Annotated in this window: 15 protein-coding genes; 11 read left to right on the top strand and 4 right to left on the bottom strand. The window is 38.7% G+C overall.

All coding sequences use genetic code 11. From position 1 onward, the window contains the following. Window positions 1-3: 3 nt before the first annotated feature. Window positions 4-903, top strand: coding sequence for an ATP-grasp domain-containing protein (locus tag ACO052_RS12735; RefSeq protein ID WP_422104155.1), 900 nt, complete (start codon window positions 4-6; stop codon window positions 901-903). Between the two features lie 102 nt (window positions 904-1,005). Then, a complete protein-coding gene (locus ACO052_RS12730) occupies window positions 1,006-1,767 on the top strand; it encodes a hypothetical protein (protein ID WP_422104154.1) in 762 nt (253 codons plus the stop codon). 4 nt (window positions 1,768-1,771) lie between these two features. Here ACO052_RS12730 and ACO052_RS12725 read toward each other — a convergent pair whose 3' ends face one another. Beyond that, window positions 1,772-2,296 carry a hypothetical protein gene (locus ACO052_RS12725; RefSeq protein WP_422108065.1) on the bottom strand — a complete coding sequence of 175 codons (525 nt, stop codon included), beginning with the start codon at window positions 2,294-2,296 and terminating at the stop codon, window positions 1,772-1,774. 197 nt (window positions 2,297-2,493) lie between these two features. Here ACO052_RS12725 and ACO052_RS12720 point away from each other — a divergent pair, with 197 nt between their 5' ends. Then, a complete protein-coding gene (locus tag ACO052_RS12720; protein ID WP_422104153.1) occupies window positions 2,494-3,903 on the top strand; it encodes an alpha/beta fold hydrolase in 1,410 nt (469 codons plus the stop codon). 7 nt (window positions 3,904-3,910) lie between these two features. Here ACO052_RS12720 and ACO052_RS12715 read toward each other — a convergent pair whose 3' ends face one another. From ACO052_RS12715 to ACO052_RS12705, 3 genes are read right to left on the bottom strand one after another with little or no spacing between them, the layout of a single operon-like run. After that, window positions 3,911-4,198 carry a DUF2188 domain-containing protein gene (locus tag ACO052_RS12715; RefSeq protein ID WP_422104152.1) on the bottom strand — a complete coding sequence of 96 codons (288 nt, stop codon included), beginning with the start codon at window positions 4,196-4,198 and terminating at the stop codon, window positions 3,911-3,913. 46 nt (window positions 4,199-4,244) lie between these two features. Beyond that, window positions 4,245-5,249 carry a PorP/SprF family type IX secretion system membrane protein gene (locus ACO052_RS12710; RefSeq protein ID WP_422104151.1) on the bottom strand — a complete coding sequence of 335 codons (1,005 nt, stop codon included), beginning with the start codon at window positions 5,247-5,249 and terminating at the stop codon, window positions 4,245-4,247. 5 nt (window positions 5,250-5,254) lie between these two features. Next, window positions 5,255-11,302: a PKD domain-containing protein gene (locus tag ACO052_RS12705; protein ID WP_422104150.1), complete on the bottom strand. Its 6,048-nt coding sequence runs from the start codon at window positions 11,300-11,302 to the stop codon at window positions 5,255-5,257. A gap of 410 nt (window positions 11,303-11,712) precedes the next feature. Here ACO052_RS12705 and ACO052_RS12700 point away from each other — a divergent pair, with 410 nt between their 5' ends. The 8 genes from ACO052_RS12700 to ppk2 (ACO052_RS12665) all read left to right on the top strand — a co-directional run bounded on the left by ACO052_RS12700 (window position 11,713) and on the right by ppk2 (ACO052_RS12665) (window position 24,343). Then, window positions 11,713-12,063, top strand: coding sequence for a hypothetical protein (locus ACO052_RS12700; RefSeq protein ID WP_422104149.1), 351 nt, complete (start codon window positions 11,713-11,715; stop codon window positions 12,061-12,063). Window positions 12,064-12,225: 162 nt separating this feature from the next. Beyond that, window positions 12,226-15,054 carry an excinuclease ABC subunit UvrA gene (uvrA, locus tag ACO052_RS12695; protein ID WP_422104148.1) on the top strand — a complete coding sequence of 943 codons (2,829 nt, stop codon included), beginning with the start codon at window positions 12,226-12,228 and terminating at the stop codon, window positions 15,052-15,054. Window positions 15,055-15,120: 66 nt separating this feature from the next. Continuing rightward, window positions 15,121-15,807 (top strand): TIGR00730 family Rossman fold protein, encoded by a 687-nt coding sequence (locus ACO052_RS12690; RefSeq protein ID WP_422104147.1) that lies wholly within the window; start codon window positions 15,121-15,123, stop codon window positions 15,805-15,807. A 25-nt stretch (window positions 15,808-15,832) separates the two neighbouring features. Next, on the top strand, window positions 15,833-17,107 hold the full coding sequence (locus ACO052_RS12685; protein ID WP_422104146.1) for a T9SS type A sorting domain-containing protein: 1,275 nt from the start codon (window positions 15,833-15,835) through the stop codon (window positions 17,105-17,107). Next, the gene (locus tag ACO052_RS12680) at window positions 17,104-19,956 is read left to right on the top strand and encodes a metalloprotease (protein ID WP_422104145.1); all 2,853 of its coding nucleotides are present in this window, start codon (window positions 17,104-17,106) and stop codon (window positions 19,954-19,956) included. The genes ACO052_RS12685 and ACO052_RS12680 overlap by 4 nt, the downstream gene beginning before the upstream one ends. A gap of 155 nt (window positions 19,957-20,111) precedes the next feature. Then, window positions 20,112-22,523, top strand: coding sequence for an alpha-ketoacid dehydrogenase subunit alpha/beta (locus tag ACO052_RS12675; RefSeq protein WP_422104143.1), 2,412 nt, complete (start codon window positions 20,112-20,114; stop codon window positions 22,521-22,523). Window positions 22,524-22,655: 132 nt separating this feature from the next. Beyond that, complete coding sequence (gene ppk2, locus ACO052_RS12670; protein WP_422104141.1) at window positions 22,656-23,510, top strand: polyphosphate kinase 2; 855 nt, start codon at window positions 22,656-22,658, stop codon at window positions 23,508-23,510. Between the two features lie 2 nt (window positions 23,511-23,512). After that, complete coding sequence (gene ppk2 / locus ACO052_RS12665; RefSeq protein WP_422104140.1) at window positions 23,513-24,343, top strand: polyphosphate kinase 2; 831 nt, start codon at window positions 23,513-23,515, stop codon at window positions 24,341-24,343. Window positions 24,344-24,471: the final 128 nt, after the last annotated feature.

Genomic DNA, 24,471 nt, shown 5'->3' with positions numbered 1-24,471 from the left:
CCTATGCCATACGATATCGTTGTCCTTACAGACCAAAAGCACGCTCATCCGAATAAGATCGACGACTACACCAAAAATGTCATTGTTGAAGATGCTTTAGTCACCAATGCTCTGGGAAAATTAGGTTTAAAAGTTACGCGCTTGGCTTGGAGTGATCCCGATTTTGATTGGTCATCTACTAAGGCAGTGCTCTTTAGAACAACTTGGGATTACTTTGATGATTTTCCCAAATTTTCGGATTGGTTAAACAGCGTTTCAAAAGTAACGACGTTAATTAACTCAGAAGCCTTAATCCGGTGGAATATCGATAAACATTATCTTCAAGACCTTAAAAATAATGGCGTTCATATCGCTGAAACGCTATTCATTGAATCTGGTACTTCAAAAAGTCTAGAAGAATTGCATGCTGAAACGGGTTGGACCGAAACGGTCTTGAAGCCATGCATTTCAGGGGCAGCTCGTCATACCTATAAGTTAAACTCCGAAAATAGAGCGAATCACGAAGGTGTCTATAAGGTACTCATCGCTAATGAAGCCATGATGCTACAGCCATTTCAACATCGTATCGTCTCCGAAGGCGAAGTGTCTATGATGGTCTTCAACGGGCAGTTTACACATGCCATTTTGAAAAAGGCCAAAGCCGGAGACTTTAGGGTTCAGGATGATTTTGGTGGTTCGGTACATGACCATACGCCTACAGAAGCTGAAATTGAATTTGCAGAAAACACGGTAAAGGCTTGTAATGAATTGCCTTTATACGCCAGAGTGGATATTTTTAATGATAATGACGGAAAAATCGCTTTGGCCGAATTAGAACTTATAGAACCCGAATTATGGTTTCGTAACCATCCTGAAGCCGCTATGATTTTGGCAGAGGCGATTAAGGAAAAACTGAATAACTAAGATCATTACGTCTTAATGTTTATTTGGATTAATGTAGAATCTAGCCTCATGATCTCTTATTTTGTCATTCCTGCGAAGGCAGGAATCTAAAATAAAATATCTTTGAAAAAAACTATTAATTATAAAGTGCCAAAAACCTCTAAAACAAAACGTATCCTAAAAATTATAGCAGGAGTCATTATCTTCTTCACCTTACCGTCACTGTTATTCTTTGGCTTTTTATATCATAGATACAACGAAGATCTACCTGTTGGTACTAAAGGCCCTGAAGCTGATGTATTGGCAACTCAAATGCTTGAGGCCTTAAATGAGGAAGCTTATCTCAATACCGACTACTTAGAATGGACCTTTAAAGGTCGGCACCATTACAAATGGTATAAAACTGACAAAACCTGCGAGGTCTATTGGGATGACATGACTGTAATCTTGGATTTAGAGAATCATCATCAGTCTAAAGTCTTTGCTGGGCAACAAGAATATAATGGTATAGAAAAACAAGATTATATCGATAAAGCCAAAGCTTACTTTAATAACGATTCCTTTTGGTTGGTCGCTCCATATAAAGTCTTCGACCCTGGTACGGAACGTCGATTGGTCACTACGGAGGAAGGCAAAGACGCCCTTTTAGTGACCTATACCTCTGGTGGTACCACACCAGGAGATTCTTATTTATGGCACTTTGATGAAACGGGCAAGCCTAAGAGTTACCAGATGTGGGTCGACATTTTACCCATAGCTGGATTAGAAGCAACTTGGGATAACTGGATCACTACTGAAAGTGGGGCCCTTCTTCCGACCTCCCATAAACTGTTAGTTTTAGACTTAGATATGGGTGAAGTCAAAGGACTAAGTCTTAGTCAATAAATTACTACTTACTTCTCTGCCCAACAAACTGCTGTGTCTTCAATTTAAATAGTACATTAAAGCTAGTTAAACTGCCGTAAATACGTGTAATATATTGCTGTAAATCGATTTTCTCTTGCTCTTCTAAATTACTGGAATTAATTTTTTGTTCCATCACACGGAGACGATCCCGAACCATAGTAATCTTATGAAAGAATTTATCTATGGGTAGTTCACTCGCCTTTAAATTGGGATCACCTGGCTGCATAATCAAAGTACCACCCTTCCATTTATCGCCAATGCTAACAACTTCAGACACATCCGACCATTTCTTAAGAATATCCCGTAAACTCTTTTCAACCTCATAAAAACTAACGGTATCCACATCATCTTCAGCCGCTTCAATGACTTCAAACTCCTCGTCAAGTTCTAAAGTTTCCAGTCCATTGTCTATAAAAGTTACCCAATAATGCTTAGAGGTAACGTTGGTAACTACCCCTTTACCATATTCCGAATGATTAATCCGCGAGCCTATGCCTAATAATTTCATATGATTTATCATTCCTGCGTCTGCGTTCGCCATTGTTATAGCGGAAGCGCAAGGCAGGAATCTATTTTAATGTTAAACAATAATTAAAAAACTAAAATAGCTATAATCCCACAAAACAAGGTATTATAGTTTTGTTAATTCTAAAGATTGTTCTTTATTTTTTATCTAATTTACTAGATAAATAATCAATCAAAACCATGCGCTACTTCGTTCTTATCACATTTGTATTATTCACATTTACCAATTGCCAATCGCAAACGCAACAAGCCTGTCCGTTTCCTTATAGTAACATGCAACAAGGTGACCAATGTGGTTTTGTGGAAGTTCCCAGAAATTGGGATTCTAAGCACTCTGAAACGACGAAACTCGGATATTTAGTGATACGTTCTAAAAGCGACAACCGGAAGGAAGATCCTGTGGTATTCCTACAAGGTGGTCCTGGAGGTGGCGTGCTAGATTTAGCAAATATCTACAGCCAGATTAATTTGGATCCAGATCGCGACTATATTTTATACGATCAACGCGGCATAGGCTTTTCTGAAGAGCTCTGCCCCAACCTCAACCTGCAACTTCTGGAAATTATGGCTTTGGATTTGGATATTGAACAAGAAATCGCTGAACTTAAAAAACGTATCCAATCCTGTACCGATTATTTGAAAACCGATGACCGGCAGTTTAGCACCACCACGAGCGCCAAAGATTTAGAAGCCCTAAGACAACATTTAGGTTATAAACAACTCAACTTATTCGGTGGCTCTTATGGTACACGCCTCGGCTTAAAGTACATGGAACTCTATCCAAAACACGTAAGGAGTGCTATCCTATCGGGCTTGTTTCCACCTGAAATTCGTATGTACGATCATTTGTTTTCAAACTTCAGTAATTCACTCGATAAAATGTTTACGGATTGTGCTAATACTACTGATTGTAATAAGAGCTATCCGAATTTAAAATCGGAGTTTTTCGAAGTGTATGATACCCTTAAAACCAATCCTATTATGATATCACTTAATGGTAGCGATTTTGCTTTAAATCAACAGGATGTATTGCTCTTTATGCATCAGATGCTATATAAGGACAATACGATTGAAGGACTACCTGAGTTTATACAAGCACTTAAAACCAGAGATGAAAACCATATAGTGAGAGCTATCAATCAGTTTTTGCCTCGACTCACCTTAATTAACCTTGCGGTATATTACGCCATTATGACCGCTGATGAAGGCCGCTATAACAATCAAGCTAAGCTTAATAAAGATAGTGAGCACTCACTCTTTAGTGATACAGGATTAAGTTTGTTTTCAGCAGATCCTGAGGTCATAAAACTATGGCCAAGTGTCAAAGTTAAATCCAATCCGATGCGTCCTGTTAAGTCTGATATTCCCACATTGCTCATTAGTGGTGATTACGACCCTGTAACACCTCCAAGTAATGGAGCTGTTGTAGCAAAAGGTTTAAGTCAAGACCAGCATATTACCTTTACTAATGATGGGCATGTACCCGTTAATTCCTGCTTTTTCGGCCTGGCGAAACAGTTTCTCAATAATCCAAAAGCAACATTGGACGGTAGTTGTGCACAGGAGAATAGCGCACTGAATTGGGATTAGATAATAGTTAATCACTATAGCTTAAACGATCGCGGATTCCACCGCTTTCTCGATGTATAATCACATCGGCCTTATAACGTTTGGCTAAGGTTTTAGCCTTTCGTATAGCCGTACTTTGCTTTCGGTGTTTGGAAGTAATACGTTTATTGCCCTCGCGTCGCACTGCCCAACCCTCCTCATAAGGCACCACGTGTTGATGCCAAGTGCGTTTCTTAGTAGTATCGTGACCCAAAGCTTTTAGAATCGCTTCTATAAGCTTCTGAATCGCTTCGACTAAAGAATTTTGTTTAGACATACCAAGAATAACATTTTAGACTTTCATAAAAATAGCAATTAATAAGCTATCGCTTTCTACTGCGATCCGTATTACAGCGCCGGCATCGCGACAAGTAGGTTACCGACAACTCATAGACGCCATCCGTTCGACCAATATTAGAGGTGTTTTTATCGTACGAAAATCCAAATCTAAAGGTGTCATACTCAAAACCCACAAGCGCGTTTACAGACGTCACCAAATGCTCATTACCGTCATTGCGTGCAGGATTTGTCGCTGCCGTCAGGCCCAATAATATAGCTCTCAATTGAAATATCGCACCAACATCCAAACGGTTATAGGGTCCTTGTACCATTAAATTAGTCGTCATCATAATGCTATTGTCCAATAAAAACGGAAATCTAAAGTTGCCGTGAAACGAATAAAAGATATCCAAGGGCAGCCGCTCACCCTCCACGATGGATATGTTGGGTCTATTGAGATGCCGTACTGCACCACCCAACCAATAGGCTATACCATTACTAGATTCTTCCTTTTCGATGATAAAGCCCGCATTAATATCCATAAAGAATCTTGTATTAACACGATCTACAAATGGGTCTACCGAAACGGGGTTGATAAAACCAGAATTGATATTGATCTGGTCGGCAAGTGTAAGATTTCTAAAACGATTGCTCTTATTGCCCACACCTACTTCGAGAGCTGGTCTAAAGTACCAACCATTATTGAGATTAATACGATGTGCATAGTTAAAATTGACTTGTGCGTAATTGTAATTATTAAAGGATTCATACTGCCAAACGGCATTAACCCCCAAACCAAAGGCTAAACTAGGACTATATTCGTAAGATCTGTTGACGAAAGCGTATTGGGTATTGATCTGTAAGTCTAAATTAGGCCATTGCACCCGACTTAATAATCCTGCGCCTATACGGTCATTGTCTTCAAATCCCGAAAATGCAGGATTGATAGTCTCTTGAATATAATTAGATTGCGTAAAAATTGGATCTTGAGCTTTTGCGGTCCAAAATCCAATAACAGTTCCTACTAATAACAGTTGTCTAAATGTCATTGTTTTTATTTTATAAACACAAAAGCTCCTTGTGCCGTAATAGTTTTTCCATAAAAGGTTTTAGCCGAAAATGTGTAATAGTAATTGCCGTTTTCAGCAATTTCATCGTTGATTTTACCATCCCAGCCCGAAAAATTCTCGTCATCTTCGGTATAGATTAAGCTTCCCCAAGTATCATATATATTGAGCTCTAAACTATTTAGCCCTACATAAACAGGACCGAAGAAATCATTAATACCATCTTCATTTGGTGTAAAGGCATCTGGCATTACCAATTTATAGCCCTTCTCAATGACAAGCGTAATAACGCGTTCATAAACACAACCAAATGGATGCGTGACTGTTTGAGTCACGACATAAGTCCCAATCGCGTTGTAAGTATGGGTGGGATTTTCTTCCGAAGAAAAACTACCGTCACCAAAATCCCATAAAATACTTTGCACATCACCAGTAGCCAAATTCGTAAATGTTATGGGATCCTCTATAGCATATACGCCAAAATTGGCAAATCCAAATGAGTCGATGTCAAAATCGGGATCTCCGAGTATAGGAAGATCGACATTAAAACTAAAATTAGTCGTACAACCCTGAGCATCTAAGACTTCTAAAAGCACTAAACCGTCTTCACCTGTGGTCATAAATTCATTGTTTAAACCACTAACCGTACCGCTCGACCAACTATAAGTAAACGGAGGCACGCCACCTGTTGTGGTCGCTACAAAGGTTTGGTTGACCGTTTTAGTCTCACAATCCACTTCAGATTGAGTTTCAACATCGAGAACTAATGGTTCAAACCGGTTGACGTCCCAACTTCCTTCAATGGTACAATCATTGGCATCGGTCACAACCACGGTATAGGTATTAGGAGGAATAGCAGTCAAGTCTTCAGTCGTAGCACCATTAGACCAATTAATAGTAAATGGAGGCGTTCCTCCCTGAACTAGTAAATTTATGGCCCCACTATTGGTATCATCACAGTCTAGAGCATCAATGACATTCGCCGAAAGTTGTAAAGGCAAAATATCGAAGATGGTAAAACTGTCTTGTATCACACAAGGTGTACCATCCGTAATGGTAACGCTGTAAGTACCAGGCGCCAAATTATTGCGCTCCACACCTGCCGTTGCATCATCATCCCAAACTACAGTAACAGGATCTATACCTCCCTCAAAATTGAGTATGATACTAGCATCATTTTCACCAGAGCATGACATTTGTGTCACGACAGGATCAATCAAAAACACAGGTGCTTCTTCAATAAGAATAGGAAAATCTCTGGTACAATTCTCCGAATCTGTAATCGTAATTGTATAAGTCCCAGCCGACAGATTGGTTTGAACATTACCAGTGCCAAAATTACTCCAAGCAATCTCATAAGGTCCAACGCCACCTAAAATGTTATCAATGGTAATCGAAGCATTGTCATCCCCAAAACATACAATCTCCGTAATGGTCACGTCTATATTGAGCTGATCATTCTGAAGGATTTCCACTTGAAGATCGTCAGTACAGCCCGAACTATCTGTAACCGTGAGATTGTAAATCCCAGCAAATAAAGCATCTATATTTTGATCAGTGCTGACAAACCCACTGGGCCCTGACCAACTATAGGAATAATCGAGTCGGCCACCAGTAACATTGACATTGATGGCACCCGTAGATTCACCAAAACAGATCACATCTACCTTAGTATCTAGAGTCACCTCTAAAACTTCGGGTTCTTCAATTATAAAGTTGAGATTAATGGGCCCGCAATTATTGACATCGGTCACAGAGACCGCATAGTCCCCAGGACCTAGATCTATTAAATCTTCATCTGATGAAAAGGCATTGCCGTTTAGGGTCCAAGAATAGGTATAGGGCAAGGTTCCTCCAGCGACATCAATACTTATTTCACCATCATTAGCACCAAAACATGAAATCGTTTCTGGATCAAAACTCACCCCGCTAAATGTAAGCTCATCAGGTTCTGTAATTGTAAATATTTCAGAATATGGACAACCCCCATCATCTTCAATATTTAGTGTATAAGTGCCTATTTCCAGATTAAAAATGTCCTCATCGTTACTTGTAAACCCGTTGGGTCCTGTCCAGATAATATTATAGGGATCGCCTACCGAAAATGGTATACCGCCAACAATATCAATAGTTATGGATGCATCATTAGATTGAAAGCATGAATTATTGCTAAGATTTGAGGTTACGGATATCGATGGATTCACAGTTACGATGACTTCAAAATCTTCTCCGACACAAATACCTGCCACTGGAGTTATAGTATAAGTCACCGTCGCTGGATTTGTTGTCGTATTTACTAAAAACTGAGAAATAGAGCCCGTTGGTGTGGTTTGTGCCGTAGCTCCGGTAATACTACCCGCTGGATTAATCACAGGTGTCGTCCAAGTATACAAAGTTCCCGATGGAACGATATCACCAGCATTATTGGGAATGTATTCAAAATCATTACCACTACAAATTAAAACCGAACCATCAGAAATACTTGGGGTTTCATTAACGGTAATTTCTGCAGCACTAGATATAATCTCAGAACACCCACCAGAATTAAATGTGATAATGACATAATAGTAGGTCGTTCCCACAATATTTACAATAGGTTGGTAAGTATCTGTGTTTGCCCCCGCGATTGCTGTTCCTGAGGCGGTATCATTCACCGTATTTTCATACCATTGGTATATTGGTGTTCCTGTGCCATTAGAATAAGAAACTGTTAGGGCTGCCGTGGTTTCCCCAAGACATAGTTCGTCCGATAAAGGTTGCGCGCTAAACTGTGCAGCTGCATTTACCGTTATGGTGGCTACGGTACTTGTCACTTCACATCCCGATACATCCTGAGTAACAATACAATAGTAATACAGAACTCCAACAGTATTGGACGGAGGCGTATAAGTAGAAGCCGTAGCACCTGCAATGGCAGTTCCCGAAGTGGTATCATTAACCGTATTGACGTACCATTGATAAGAAATGGTACCTAAACCACCAGATACGTTAACTTCTAATTCTTGCACTACAGTATTTTGGCAAATATCCTGAGCACCTAATGCAGGGCTTGTTATCATAGGGTCTTCGACCACAATAATTTCGGAAACACTGCTCATCAAACCTGGACATCCATTTGCCGTATAATTGACTTCGACGTAATAGTAAAATGTACCTGAATTTGTAAATACTGGTGGTGTATATGTCGCAGACGTAGCCCCGGGAATTATAGTTCCGCCAGAATTACTATTGGTTGTATTGCTGTACCATTGATAGCTGACTATACCTGCACCACCGCTTATCGAAATTGTAAGGGCTTCGGAAGCACCACCAATACATATAGACTGCGAATTTATTGGTTCAGCAGTGATTTGAGCGATCTCCTCGACTGTGATAGCCGCTGTGTCGGATGTAATTTCATTACAGTCACCAGTCGTAAACGTAATAACAACATAGTAATACAAGGTTCCTATGGTATCACTAGGAGGAGAAAATGTGGGCCCATTGGCACCTGCAATGGCTGTACCACCAGTTGTATTATTTACCGTATTTACGAACCATTGATAACTTGGTGTTCCCGAACCTTGATAACTAACCGATAAGTCATTGGTGTTTCCATTAAGACAGACCTCTTCCGATTGTGGTTGTGTATCAATAAATGGTGCAGGGTCTACAGTAATATTAAAGTTAACAGGAGGCCCTGTGCAACCGTCAATTTCTGGTACAACCGTATATATAAGCGTTACAGGTACCAACAAACTATTGATGAGGGTCTGCGATGGTATTATACTGCCCGTTCCATTAGGTATAAATCCAGTAAGCCCTGCTGGGTTGTTGGCACTCCATGTAAATACGGTATTAGGGCCATCAGAGGTCAGATTAATTTCAGTTGTAGCATTGCCAGAACACAAGGTCTGGTCTAAATCTGTATTTAAAATATTTGGACTTTGATTAACAGAAAAGTCTTCTGTGACCGTTTCCGTACCACAACTATTGGTCGCACTAAACGTAACTGTATAATCCCCTACAGTTGTATAAGTCACTGTACCGGGGTTTAACTGATCCGAAGTCGCCGGTGTACCGCCAGGAAAAGACCAACTGTAAGTAATAGTGTCCGTATTAGGTGCACAATTGTCAACGGTCGCCACTGGATTAAATGTAGCCATTCCACATGCATTGTCTATAGGGTCTATCGAAACTGTCGGTGGGCGCTTTACACTAACTTGTTGTTCAGTCGTAAAATCCCCGCAGGAATTGGTAACGGTCATACTTAAGGTGTATAATCCTGCTGTATCGAACCGAAATGAAGGATTTTCTGAGGTTTCATCCGTATTATTTGTAAAACTCCAAGAAGCCGCTACACCACAAAAATCAGGTGTATAAGTCACCTCCCAAAGATAGGTTTCACCACCACAAGACTGGGACAAGTCCGTAGTATTAGTTGCTGTGACATTGAAAGGGATACAACCTTCATTTGTATTAAGGGAAAAATCAGCAATTAAATCAGGCTCAATACAAATGGTTTTAACAACAGGATCCGATAGTCCACAAAAATTTTCTTCAGTCAAAGTAACCGTGTATGTTCCTGGAGATGTGTAAACGTGGGTTGGACTTTCAAGATTAGAGGTTGTCCCATCACCAAAATCCCAATTATGTAACGCTTGCGTTAAGCAATTAGGACCAAAACCTCCTTCCGTTGTATTGGTAAACTGAACTACCGTATTAACACAACTCGGTGAGTCAAATTCAAAATCCACAGTGGGCTGGGTCAAAATGATAATAGGTCCAGCCGTTAAAACCGTTTGTCCGCACGACGTTGCAATGATCAACGTAATGGTATAGTCAGGATTAGGACAATTAGACTCGGTATAAACATGCGGAATCTCGAAAGGATCTGCCAATTCGGGGTTATTAGGATCATAATTCGCTACTGCGGCAATTAAATCTGCCTGCGTATAGGTCTCTTGCGTACCGTCCCCATAATCCACAAAATAGGTGGTGTCTGGAGGATTCGCACCCCAAGACCCAATGGCAAAATCTAACGCATTCACTGGTAAGCATAAGTTGACCGTATTTCCAGGATTTATTATAGCGCCAATAGGGTTACTGGAATTCTTTACCAAAATAGTTTCTGTGGCATTACAACCGCCATCGCCATAAGCCGTAATAACCATATTAAAGGAACCTAGAGTCGCATAGGTATGGGATATGGGGAACGTAACATTGGTTTCGGAGCTTCCATCGCCCCAATCAATATCGTAAGAGGTTATACAAGCTGTTGATGTTGATGTATTTCCGACGTTTACGGTGTAAGCAGGGTCCACGGTATTATTCCCACAATTATCAAAAGGTGGTGTAAACTGTGCATCTAAATCTTCAAAACTTAAATCGGGGCGCTGTTCTATGTTCACAATTTCTGATACTGTAGTCGTACATCCATTAGCATCCGTAACCTCTAAAATCGCTGTAAAATTGGTAAAACCACATCCAAAGGCATCGTAGATATGGGACGGGTCTTCTAAGTCGGAGAAATTCCCATCCCCAAATGACCAACTATAAGTAAAAGGTCCATCTCCAGAAACTGTAGAATTAAACATTACAGCATCAGCAGAACATCCCCCATTATTAAAGGTAAAGCTCGCGGTTGGTGGACTGGCCACTGTTACTGTAGCCGTACCATTAACAGTCTCCATGTCATTGGTCCCATCGGTTACTGAAACCAGTTGATATTCAAAAGTACCTATTGCCGCTGTACTAACGGGTATTGATACTGAAGTGTTATTTCCAGCTGTACTTATGGTTTGATTGGCACCACCATTTAAGGTATAGGTGAAGGTATAAGGTGTTGAACCGTCAGATCCAGTAAAAGTAATTTGAGGTTGTGGGTTTTCGTTAAGGCATACAGTTGCAGTACCCGAGATTGTAGCATTTAATGGCAAATTAGCCTTAACCGTTCGGCTTATATCTGCCATGATATCTGAAACATTTAGTGCTGTAGCAACACCAACAATCAAATAAGCAGTCACAACAAGAACGCTGTGTTTATATCTTCCCATAATTTGTTAATAGCAAATTAACAAACAGTTGATTTAACTAATAAACACTAGGCCGTGAAATCTGTAATGATACGTCTTCGACTAGAATAAATTAATTAATAGCTTCTGTTTTTTATTAATAAATCTGACTCTGAAGAGCATACCTAATTACCCATCAAAGCATCATTATTCATTTAGGGTCAATAAAACCATTTTATGTTCCTAGCGCAAGGGGTAGCTCTTAGGATTCAGTTCCAATTTAATATTTTTATGATAGGGTGGGTTTTAAATTAGATAAAATACCATATATCTTCTTCATATTGCACAAATTATATAGGCCCTAAATTTCTTAAACAAAAAGCTTGAAAAGATTGAAAATCTTACAAATTCTTAATAATTTTGTATTATTCTTAATTTAGACGCTTTTAATTATGAAAAAATTATTTTTTACCCTATTATTTTTAGGATTTTGTTTTATAGCGCTTGGACAAAATGAACCAAAAGTAGGAGATGTACTTATTATAGAACGTCCATCTTCACACGTCTACAACTATGTTAAGTTTCCAAAACTTAATACCTTGACAAAGCGAGGTAAAGTCGCGAACTATAAAAGTGTAAAAGGCAATATTGTTGTTATTGACGAAATCATTGAGGGCAAAGATGGCTCGACTGATGTGGTATTAAAGAAAAAAGATGGTACTAAATTTTTTGGATATTTAACCACGGTAAAAGCCAACTATGCAAAGTCAATTAAAGCTGGAGAAATTTCAATAAAGAGCTAATAGACTTTACTGCTTAAAACTTTATAAAGTGTTCTATAGGTTATAGAACACTTTTTTTATCCTCTTTAAACAGAATATTCACTTTAAACCTTCACATCTATTTAACATCTAAAATTGTACCTTTGCAACTTTGCTATAAATCATAGAAAAGCAATCTATTTTATGAGCTATTTTGACGAATCTATTGAAGTAAAAGGTGCCCGGGTACACAATCTTAAGAACATTGATGTAACTATTCCAAGAGAAAAACTTGTAGTGATTACAGGGCTTTCGGGTAGCGGAAAATCGTCTTTAGCTTTTGATACGATTTACGCCGAAGGACAGCGACGTTACATAGAAACGTTTTCGGCATATGCGCGACAGTTTTTAGGCAGTTTAGAACGACCTGATGTCGACAAAATTGATGGGCTATCACCAGTTATTGCCATCGAGCAAAAAACAACAAGTAAATCACCACGCTCGACTGTCGGTACCATTACAGAAATTTATGACTTTTTGCGTCTATTATTTGCGAGAGCAGCAGATGCATTCAGTTATGAAACAGGCGAGAAAATGGTGAGCTATACCGACGAGCAGATTAAAGATTTAATTTTAAAATCGTTCAATGGTAAACGCATAAATATCTTATCGCCCGTCATACGCTCGCGTAAAGGGCACTATCGTGAATTATTTGAACAAATTGCAAAACAAGGTTTTGTTAAGGTACGAACGGATGGTGAGATCGTCGACCTTGAAAAAGGCATGAAGCTCGATCGTTACAAAACACACGATATCGAGATTGTTATTGATCGTTTAAAGATTGACGACTCGTTGGATAATGAAAAACGGCTCATGGAATCCATTAACACCGCTATGTATCATGGAGATGATGTGTTAATGGTCATCGATCAGGACACCAATACATCACGCTACTTCAGCCGTAATCTTATGTGTCCTTCCTCTGGAATTTCATATCCTAACCCGGAGCCTAATAACTTTTCATTTAATTCACCTAAAGGCGCTTGTCCAAATTGCAACGGTATTGGTGAATTGTATGTGGTCAACGAGAAAAAAATAATTCCCAACGAAACACTTTCCATCAAAAATGGGGCTTTAGCACCACACGGCCCCGAAAAGAAGAGTTGGATTTTTAAACAGTTTCATACCATAGCACAGCGCTTTGATTTTTCATTAGATGAGCCTTGGAAAAATATCCCAGAAGAGGCTAAACAAATGATTCTCTACGGTGGTAAAGATAAGTTTACCGTAGAGAGTAAACTCCTTGGTGTTACTAGGGACTACAATATCGATTTTGAAGGCGTCGCCAACTTTATAGAAAGCCAGTACAAATCCAATTCTACATCCTTGGTGCGTTGGGCTAAAGACTACATGGATAAAGTTGAGTGTCCAGTCTGTGAAGGGTCTAGGCTAAAAAAAGAATCCCTTTATTTTAAAGTCGATGGCAAGAGCATTGCCGATTTGGTAAAGATGGATATTGTTGAATTAGGAAATTGGCTAAAAAATATTGACGAACGCCTTTCAGAAAAACAGCGCAAAATATCCGCAGAAATCATTAAAGAGATAAAGAACCGCGTGGGGTTCTTATTGGATGTGGGCCTTACCTACCTTTCCTTAAATAGAAGTTCCAAGTCCCTTTCTGGTGGTGAGGCACAGCGAATCCGACTGGCCACACAAATAGGCTCTCAGTTAGTCGGGGTGCTTTATATTCTGGATGAACCTAGTATTGGTTTGCATCAACGCGACAATGAAAAACTGATCAATTCACTATCATCGCTCAGAGATGTTGGGAACTCAGTAATTGTCGTAGAGCACGACAAGGATATGATAGAACGCGCTGATCATGTTATTGATATTGGCCCGTTTGCCGGTAAACACGGTGGGGAAATTATTAGCGAGGGCACACCTAAAGAATTACGTCTACAAGAGACGTTAACTGCAGCATATCTCAATGGACAAAAAGAAATTGAAGTTCCAAAAAAGCGACGTTCCGGTAATGGTAAAAAAATAGTGCTTAAAGGTTGTACTGGTAACAATCTTAAAAATGTAGATGTGGAATTCCCCTTAGGGACAATGATCGGAGTTACTGGTGTTTCAGGTAGTGGTAAATCAACTTTAATTAATGAGACCCTCTATCCTATTCTTAATGCACATTATTTTAATGGTGTAAAAAAACCAATGCCTTACAAAAGTATAAAAGGCTTGGAGCATATTGATAAGGTTATTGATATTAACCAATCTCCTATCGGAAGAACACCCAGAAGTAATCCTGCCACCTATACCAAAACTTTTGATGAAATACGGAAATTATTCGCGCAGATTCCCGAAGCCATGATTCGAGGATACAAACCGGGGCGTTTTAGCTTTAATGTCGCTGGGGGACGCTGCGAAACCTGTCAAGGAGGTGGTCTACGTGTCATTGAAATGAACTTTTTACCAGATGTCTACGTCGAATGTGAAACTTGTCAAGGCAAACGTTTTAACCGAGAGACCCTAGAAATACGCTACAAAGGCAAATCTATAAGTGATGTTTTAAATATGACCATTGAGGAGGCCGTAAATTTCTTTGAGCATATCCCTAAAATATACCGAAAACTTAAGACCATTAAGGATGTTGGCTTAGGCTACATTACCCTAGGACAGCAAAGCACAACGCTATCTGGTGGTGAGGCCCAGCGCATTAAACTGGCGAGCGAACTGAGTAAGCGCGATACGGGTAATACATTTTATATACTCGACGAACCCACTACCGGTCTACATTTTGAAGATATAAGGGTCTTGATGAAAGTTCTCAATAAGTTGGTGGACAAAGGCAATACCGTTTTAATTATCGAACACAACTTGGATGTTATAAAAACCGTGGATCACATCATTGATATTGGTTATGAAGGTGGCAAAGGCGGTGGTCAGGTCGTTGCCAAGGGTACTCCAGAACAAATCATCAAAGATAAAAAGAGTTATACGGCTAAATTTTTGAGGAAGGAATTGAAATAATAGTATATTGTGCAGGACTTGTTTAGAGTTTAGGTGCATACGTTTGCAACATAAGAAAAGTGTATTATGAGAAAAGAAAGTAAACATAAAGGCTGGAACGAAATAAAAACAAACGACTCATGGGCCATTTTCAAAGTCATGGGTGAATTTGTAAATGGCTATGAAAAGCTAAGTAAAATAGGGCCTTGTGTATCTATATTCGGATCAGCACGTACAAAACCAGACCATAAATATTATCAGCTCGCCGTAGATGTAGCGCAGAAAATTGTTGAGCATGGCTATGGTGTCATCACCGGTGGGGGCCCGGGAATTATGGAAGCCGGTAATAAGGGCGCACATGTTGCTGGAGGAACCTCTGTAGGACTTAACATAGAATTGCCCTTTGAGCAGCATGATAATCCTTATATAGATAAGGATAAAAGTTTGGATTTTGATTATTTCTTTGTGAGAAAGGTAATGTTTGTAAAATACTCACAAGGCTTTGTAGTAATGCCCGGTGGTTTTGGAACATTGGATGAGCTTTTTGAGGCGATGACCCTTATTCAAACCCATAAGATAGAAACCTTTCCTATTATTTTAGTTGGTAAGGAATTCTGGGGAGGTTTGTTCGACTGGATTAAAACGACATTATTGGATGCCGGTAATATCAGTCCAAAAGACTTAGACTTATTTCATTTAGTAGATACGTCAGAAGAAGTCATTACTATTTTGAACAGTTTTTATAAAGAATATGGACTGAGTCCAAATTTTTAGAAAAAACGAACGTTGTATTAGAGCTATGAAAAAGAAAATACTAGGGTTTTTACTGGTCGTTCTATGTTTTAATTTTAAAGTTTCTTCGCAGGAGACTTTTAAGGTGATGTTCTACAATTTACTAAAATACCCTGATGAAGTTGCAGTTCCCAATCGCGAGAATGATCTCGAATTCATATTATCCGACTATCAACCCGACTTATTCCTAGTATGTGAGCTTAACAATAGCACCGGTGCCAATACTGTGCTTAACATTACGAGATCGGCCATAAGCCCGAGTTTTGAAATGGCCACCTTCGCCACCAATACCTCCGATGATCTGTCAGGAGATAATAATGAATTACAAAATTTGTTGTATTACGATAGTACCAAGTTTATCCTTGAAGAGGAGATTATTGTGCCTACGGGTTTAAGAGATTTTAATATCTATAAACTCCGATTGAATACCATTGATCAGGTTACAAATCCTGTTGAAATCTATGTCGTTGTATGTCATCTCAAAGCCTCTAGCGGTGTTGTAAACGCCCAAATACGCTTTGATATGGTTGTTGAATTGGATAATTATCTCAGTACACTTCCCGCAGATACTAACGTATTGCTGGGAGGTGATCTCAATCTTTACGAGGGAACGGAGCCTGCATTTCAACTGCTTTTACAAGACACCAACAATATTACCTTCGCCGACCCCATAAACCGTGTCGGTAATTGGAGTAATAACCCAAATTTTGTGGATGTTTTTACACAGTCTACCAGAACTCGGGATGATCTAGGAGGTGCCCCAGGAGGTTTTGATGATCGGTTTGATTTTATTTTAACCTCGGAGAATATGCTAGGTACTACAGACATTAACTATGTCAACGACTCCTACCAAGTGTATGGCAATAATGGCCTATCTGCATGTTATAACAGAGCTATAAACTCATCGGATTGTGCCATCCCCGGTTCGCCTTATTCTTTTGAAGTGAGGAACGCACTACATAATTTTAGTGATCATTTGCCGGTAACTCTATCCTTGGAAGCTGATGTGACCTTATCACTTACAGACCAAGAGGACCTTGCAGAGGCTATTCGATTAGAAAAATCATTAATCGATTCAGAGCTGACTATTTATATTAATTCATCTCGTTATTTTAATCAACGGCTATATATTTACAATTCACTCGGTCAAGTGGTAGAAAACTTTCAGACCAATTCGAGTCAAAGACAAGTTTTTAACACCAACAGTTTAAGCCATGGCATTTACTTTATAAGCTTTTCGGAATCTCATACACAACCCTTAAAATTTGTTGTATCCCATTGATTAAACGATTATTCATATTATATAGTTTTCTTTTAGTTAGTGCATTTTCGCTGGCCCAAAACCAAATTAATGTCAAGGCTGATGTTGATGTAGAAACAAAGACTATTTCTATCGCGCAATCCATCATTTATAAAAATGAGACGAACGATACCTTGAAGGAAATTTATTTACATGATTGGAATAACAGCTACTCTAGTAAATCCACACCATTGGCAAAACGCTTTGAAGAAGAATTTAGTACTAAATTTCATCTTGCTAGTGATGAGCAACGTGGTTTTACGGTAATCACCAGTATCAAGGAAAGTAGCAATGATTCTATCCTTGATTTTGAATATTTAGAGGAGCATCCTGACGTCATTAAAGTGATATTGACTGAGCCGCTTTCACCTGGTGATTCATATCGTTTAGATTTAAGCTATGCGCTAGTCTTGCCTGATGCTACTTTTACAAGCTATGGCTTTACCAAAAATAGGGATTTCGAGCTCAAATACTGGTATATCACACCTGCAGTTTACGACGGGAAATGGCACTATTACAGCAATAAAAACATTGATGATCTATATATTCCTAAAGCGGATATCGCACTGACCATTACGCACCCCTTTAATTATCGTCCGACTTCAGAATTAGATTTAATATCAGCAACACCAGATCCTAAAACTAAAACTCAAGTTACCGTCTATTATGGTAAAGATAGGATTGACACGTATTTGGCACTCCAAAAATTTCCCTTATTTGGATTTGTACAAACGGATGATTTAATACTGATCTCCAATATTAATGAACGCGGATTATCTGGCAGTGATAAAGCCATCCTTACAGATAAAATAGCACAATTTTTAACTGAGAACTTAGGAGAATACCCTCATAAACGCTTATTAGTTTCTAGAATTGATTACAATAAGAATCCCCTTTATGGTTTAAACCAGCTTCCGGATTTTATAAGACCGTTTCCCGATCCTTTTCAATATGAATTAAAGCTGCTAAAAACCGCATTAAAAAAGTACATTGACAATATTCTTCTTCTCAACCCCAGAAAAGAACACTGGCTAAGTGAAGGACTCCAGATTTACTTCATGATAAAATATGTGGAAACCTATTATCCAGATATGAAGTTACTGGGGACATTAGCCGATATATGGGGCGTTAGAGCCTTTCATGCAGCAGACCTTAACTTTAATTTTCAGTACTTCTTGTATTCTATGGAATTGGCAAGAAAAAATAGGGATCAGCCCTTAAATATGTCGAAAGACTCGCTGCTTAAGTTCAACGCTAATATAGCCAACAAATATAAGGCTGGTGTTGGATTGAACTATTTGGACAAATTTACTGATGATATCAATTTATCTGAAACGATTACCACGTTTCTAGTAAATCATAAACTTAAACCTGTCAGTATCTCCGATTTTGAGACCTATTTAAACACTAAGACCGAGAAGAATATTGATTGGTTTTTTACCGATTATGTTGGGACCAGAAAAAAGATAGATTTCAAGATAAAAAAAGTCGAAACTACTGACGATTCTATTAGGGTAACCATAAAGAACAAGCGCAATAATACAATGCCTATTTCATTGTTTAAATTGAGTAATGATTCAATTATCGGGAAGCAATGGGTCGAAAATATTAGCGGTACAAAAACGATTAGCTTAGCAAAAGACAGTACCGATAAATTTGTTTTGGACTATTATAACGTCATCCCAGAGTTTAACCAGCGCGATAATTATAAATCTGTTAATGGCTCTTTCCTAAACAACAAACCTTTGCAATTTAGACTGTTTAAGGATATTGAAGACCCCTACTACAATCAAGTCTTTTTTATGCCTTTGGTAGAATTTAAGAACATATACGATGGTCTAACACTCGGTACGAAAATATATAACAAAACCATACTTAGAAAACGCCTCAACTACAGATTTTCGCCCCAGTACGCGACACGGTCAAAGGCATTAACAGGGTCTACATCCGTATTCTATACCCATAATATTGAAAACAAGAACCTTTTTGATATTACCTATGGTATATCTGCCGGTTATCAATCCTTTGCTGAAGATGCCTTCTTTACAAGGATACGACCTTCAATTACATTTAGGTTTAGAAATGATGACGATTTTAGGGCCGATCGGATTGATAATATCACAGCAAGATATGTTAGCATTAACCGAGATGTTGGTGAAGATGCTGTTGTAGAAATAGATGAACCCGACTATGGTGTCTTTAATCTCAGATACACGCATTTCAATCCTGGAAGGATTAATTTTTCGAGTTTCAATACTGATTTTCAAATTGCAAGCAATTTTAGTAAACTCTCCTTTAATTATGAGTTTAGAAGACTCACTAAAAGTAACAGAAATATAAATATCAGACTTTTTGCTGGGTTCTTTCTAAAAAACAACACAGATCCCACTTCAGATTTCTTTAGTTTCGCTTTGGACAGACCTCAAGATTACTTATTTGACCTTAACTATTTAGGACGTTCTGAGGATGCGGGATTGTTCAGCCAACAAATTATTATTGCAGAAGGTGGTTTTAAATCACAGTTAGATCCGTTGGGGGCCGCATTTGCTAACCAATGGATGACCACGGCCAATTTCAGTACCTCGATTTGGAGATACATTCAAGCCTATGGCGACATTGGATTAGTGAAAAACAAATATAATAGCACCAAATTTGTCTATGACTCTGGAGTAAGACTTAACCTTGTCGAAGACTTTTTCGAGCTCTACTTCCCTGTCTACTCTAACCTCGGTTGGGAGATTGCCCAACCCAATTATGAAGAACGTATTCGCTTTATTATCACGGTAGATCCTCAAGTACTCTTGGGTCTTTTTAGACGCAAATGGTATTAACATATTCTCACTTAAATGTTAATTTTTTAAATTATTTTAATTAATTATTTATCTAAACATCTTTTTACTGAGAATTATTCAATATTATAACACTATCACCTATTGCATATCACCCTGCAATTTTGTACTTTTGTGTTTCCAAAAATTTGACCTTTATGAAAACAAACCCGGACACAAAAACAGAGATAACATTTGAAGATTTTAAAGCGGAAGTCGTAAACGATTACAAACTTGCCGTTACGAGTCGCGAATGTAGTCTGTTGGGACGTCGGGAAGTTTTAACAGGAAAAGCCAAGTTTGGCATTTTTGGTGACGGGAAAGAAATCCCTCAAATCGCATGGGCTAAAGCTTTTGAAAATGGCGATTTTAGATCGGGCTATTACAGGGATCAAACCTTTATGATGGCTATTGGTGAATTAACTATTGAACAGTTTTTTGCTGGCCTTTATGCAAATACGGATATCGATGAAGAGCCCATGTCTGCCGGACGGCAAATGGGTGGGCATTTTGCCACTCACAGTACAGACGAGCACGGCAATTGGAAGAATTTGACCGAACAAAAGAATTCGAGTTCAGATATTTCACCGACCGCAGGGCAGATGCCTAGATTACTTGGATTGGCACAAGCATCGAAAATATACAGAAATGTCGAAGGCATTGATACCACAAAATTTTCCAGAAATGGCAATGAAATTGCATGGGGAACTATTGGAAATGCCAGTACGAGCGAGGGCTTATTCTTCGAAACTATAAATGCAGCAGGGGTATTGCAAGTACCCATGGTTATTAGTATCTGGGATGACGAGTACGGTATTTCGGTACATGCCAAACACCAGACCACCAAAGAAAATATCTCCGAAATTTTAAAGGGTTTTCAACGTGATGACCAATACAAGGGTTATGAAATATTTAGGGTCAATGGTTGGAACTACGCTGAATTAGTAGACACCTATCAACGTGCCGCGCAAATTTCGCGAAAAGAGCATATCCCTGTGATGATTCATGTGCTACAGCTTACCCAGCCACAAGGCCACTCTACTTCTGGTTCCCACGAACGTTATAAGGACCAAAACCGATTAGCATGGGAAGTAGAGTATGATTGTAATGCACAAATGCGCCAATGGATAATTGCCAACAATATCGCTACAGATGAAGAATTGTCCGTATTAGAAAAGGACATTAAAAAAGCGGTTAGGGATGGCAAGAAGAGTGCTTGGGCTAAGTTTATTAAACCCATGCTAGCCGACAAGAAGAACGTCATTGCGCTCTTAGAAAATATGGCTGCCTCAAGTGCCAACGGTGCCTTCATTGCAAAACTAAAAAACGATTTAGAAAGTATTGACGAACCGCTGCGTAAAGACATTTTATCTACAGCTCGTAAAGCTTTGCGCTATGTGGTTTCCGAAGATATAGCGGAAAAGTTAGCGCTTCAGAATTGGATCAATAATTATATAGCGCAAATTCAACCTAAATACAGTTCGCATCTTTACAGCGCGTCTAGCTTGAAGGCCATAGACCAAAAAGAGGTACTTCCTCAATACGATGGTAGTTCTACTGAGGTAGATGGTAGAATTGTATTGCGGGACAATTTTGAAGCTCTATTTAGAAAATATCCAGAAGCCTTGGTTTTTGGAGAAGATGCCGGATACATTGGGGATGTTAATCAAGGGCTCGAAGGGCTACAGGAAAAATTTGGCGAACTTAGGGTTTCCGATACTGGTATTAGAGAAGCCACAATTGTTGGTCAAGGCATTGGTATGGCTATGCGAGGTTTAAGACCTATTGCCGAAATACAGTATTTAGATTATTTGCTTTATGCACTTCAGATAATGAGTGATGATTTAGCAACAGTACAGTACCGAACCGTAGGTCGCCAAAAAGCGCCTCTAATTGTGAGAACACGAGGTCATCGCTTAGAGGGTATATGGCATTCTGGCTCACAAATGGGCGGCATATTAAATCTTATAAGAGGCGTCCTCGTTCTTGTACCAAGAAATATGACTAAAGCAGCAGGCTTTTATAATACACTTATGGAAAGTGATGATGCCGCTTTAATTGTAGAATGCCTAAACGGTTATCGTTTAAAAGAGAAAATGCCAAGTAATATGGGCGCCTTCAAAACGCCTATAGGAGTTGTAGAAACGATTAAGGAAGGTGAAGATATTACTCTGGTATCTTATGGGTCAACATTGAGATTGGTAGAACAGGCTGCCAAAGAGTTACTCGAAGTCGGTATTGATGCAGAAATCATTGATGTACAGTCATTACTGCCTTTTGATTTAAATCACGACATTGTAAAAAGTATTGCCAAAACCAATCGTGTTATGGTCATTGATGAGGACGTTAAAGGTGGAGCTTCAGCTTATATCTTGGACCAAATTTTAAATGAACAAAACGCATTTCAGTATTTAGATAGCCCACCGAGAACATTAGCTGCACAACCGCATCGCCCTGCCTATGGATCCGACGGTGATTATTTCTCAAAACCTTCAACTGAAGATATTTTTGAAACTGTTTATGATGTTATGCACGAAATGAACCCTGTTGATTTTCCGAAATTGAGATAAGTTAAATCCATTTAATATAAAGCCTTCTTTTTAAGAAGGCTTTTTTATTTCATTGGTTTGAAATGATAAAAGTCATAAATTGTCCTGATTATAAAACATAAATTTAATAATTACTAGTTCAATTAATCCTTTATGCTCACACAAGATGTTCTTGCAAGTTTTAAAAGACATTCCGATTTGGTCGCCTATTTGACTGAACACAAGGATGACAACTTATTGTTTCAATCTGCCTTAGAAAAGTACGAATACGAAAAAGAGCTATTACCATTGCAAGCCGAACTCGTAGATTTTCAGAGATGGGTTCAAAAAGAAAATAAAAAGATTGCTATCATCTTTGAAGGCAGGGATGCTGCTGGTAAAGGAGGAACTATAAAGCGCTTTAAAGAGCATCTTAATCCAAGGGCCATGCGAATTGTAGCACTCAATAAGCCGACGGAGGTAGAAAAGAATCAATGGTACTTTAATCGCTATATCAAAGAGTTACCCAACGCCGGAGAAATTGTTTTTTTTGATCGAAGTTGGTATAATCGCGCTGTTGTAGAACCCGTTATGGGATTTTGTACTAAAAAACAGTATGATCAGTTTATCATTCAAGTTCCCGAGTTTGAAAATATGCTCTATGAGTCCGGTACTTCTATTATTAAATTCTGGTTTTCGGTCTCTAAAGATGAACAATTGCGTCGCTTTGAAAAGCGTTTAAACAACCCCTTAAAAAAATGGAAGTTTAGTCCAGTAGATGAAAAAGGTCAGGAATTGTGGGATAATTTTACACAATACAAAAATCAGATGTTCTCAAGAACGCACAACTCTTTTTCACCTTGGGTCATCATTAAATCTAATGACAAAAAACGCGCACGTCTAGAAAGCATTAAATATGTACTAAGTTTATTCGATTATGAAAACAAGGGTAATAATTGCAAGTCCATATTGCCAGATCCAAATATTGTGCAACGCTACTTTAGAAATACCATTCAAATAGATCAATAATCATGAGTCCATTAAAGAATTTATCGGAAAAGGAATTGAGTATTATCAATACGAAAAAGGGTTTAGGCGCTTTACTTAGACAAGGGCATTTAGATATCAACAAAACCGTGAGAAATGTCAAATATGAAAGACGTTTAGAAAAACTTCAAGAAGAAATGTTGATTCTACAGCAGTGGGTGGCCGCTCATAATAAAAAAGTGGTTATTCTATTTGAAGGTAGAGATGCCGCCGGAAAAGGTGGTGCTATTCGGAGAATTATTCAGCATTTGCCTCCTCGTGCCATTAGGGTAGTAGCATTACCAAAACCGAATGAAACAGAAAAAGGACAATGGTATTTTCAGCGCTATATCAATCAGTTGCCTAATAATGGTGAAATTGTATTCTTCGATAGGAGTTGGTACAATCGCGCTGTTGTTGAGCCCGTAAACGGTTTTTGTACACAAAAGCAATACGATACATTTATGTCTCAGGTTAATGAATTTGAGAAGATGATTCAGGAATCTGGCATTCACTTATTAAAGCTATATTTTTCTATTACCAAAAACGAGCAAGAACGTCGCTTTAAAGACATCATTACTACCCCAATAAAAAAATGGAAATATAGCGATGTAGATAGACGCGCCTTATCACTATGGGATGAATACACCAAATACAAGGAGCAAATGTTCGAAAAAACTCAGGCTTATGCACCTTGGAAAATTATAAAAGCTAACCGTAAAACAAGTGCTAGGATTAGAGCCTTTGAGTATATTCTAAAAATGATTCCCTATGAAACAAAGGATCTCGAAACCATAAAGCCGAAGACGTTTCGCTCCATTTTAGATGATGCTTAGTCCCTTCTAAATCATTCAATTGGTCTTACGAATACGAAATGAGTCGTATTGATTTTCCTAAATTGAGATAAATCCTATACATTTAGGTTTTATTCCTATAACGATTAATGTTTCCAGATTTTAATAGA

This window comes from Winogradskyella sp. (assembly GCF_965228925.1).
Lineage (GTDB): Bacteria > Bacteroidota > Bacteroidia > Flavobacteriales > Flavobacteriaceae > Winogradskyella.
This window is presented reverse-complemented; position numbering and strand designations above follow the sequence as displayed.

What these genes read in the sequence shown, in the direction of transcription:
- ACO052_RS12735 (WP_422104155.1), top strand. Translation starts at nt 4, where the DNA reads ATGCCATACGATATCGTTGTCCTTACAGACCAAAAGCACGCTCATCCG.
- ACO052_RS12725 (WP_422108065.1), bottom strand. Translation starts at nt 2,296, where the DNA reads ATGAAATTATTAGGCATAGGCTCGCGGATTAATCATTCGGAATATGGT.
- ACO052_RS12720 (WP_422104153.1), top strand. Translation starts at nt 2,494, where the DNA reads ATGCGCTACTTCGTTCTTATCACATTTGTATTATTCACATTTACCAAT.
- ACO052_RS12715 (WP_422104152.1), bottom strand. Translation starts at nt 4,198, where the DNA reads ATGTCTAAACAAAATTCTTTAGTCGAAGCGATTCAGAAGCTTATAGAA.
- ACO052_RS12710 (WP_422104151.1), bottom strand. Translation starts at nt 5,249, where the DNA reads ATGACATTTAGACAACTGTTATTAGTAGGAACTGTTATTGGATTTTGG.
- ACO052_RS12705 (WP_422104150.1), bottom strand. Translation starts at nt 11,302, where the DNA reads ATGGGAAGATATAAACACAGCGTTCTTGTTGTGACTGCTTATTTGATT.
- ACO052_RS12700 (WP_422104149.1), top strand. Translation starts at nt 11,713, where the DNA reads ATGAAAAAATTATTTTTTACCCTATTATTTTTAGGATTTTGTTTTATA.
- uvrA (WP_422104148.1), top strand. Translation starts at nt 12,226, where the DNA reads ATGAGCTATTTTGACGAATCTATTGAAGTAAAAGGTGCCCGGGTACAC.
- ACO052_RS12690 (WP_422104147.1), top strand. Translation starts at nt 15,121, where the DNA reads ATGAGAAAAGAAAGTAAACATAAAGGCTGGAACGAAATAAAAACAAAC.
- ACO052_RS12685 (WP_422104146.1), top strand. Translation starts at nt 15,833, where the DNA reads ATGAAAAAGAAAATACTAGGGTTTTTACTGGTCGTTCTATGTTTTAAT.
- ACO052_RS12675 (WP_422104143.1), top strand. Translation starts at nt 20,112, where the DNA reads ATGAAAACAAACCCGGACACAAAAACAGAGATAACATTTGAAGATTTT.
- ppk2 (WP_422104141.1), top strand. Translation starts at nt 22,656, where the DNA reads ATGCTCACACAAGATGTTCTTGCAAGTTTTAAAAGACATTCCGATTTG.
- ppk2 (WP_422104140.1), top strand. Translation starts at nt 23,513, where the DNA reads ATGAGTCCATTAAAGAATTTATCGGAAAAGGAATTGAGTATTATCAAT.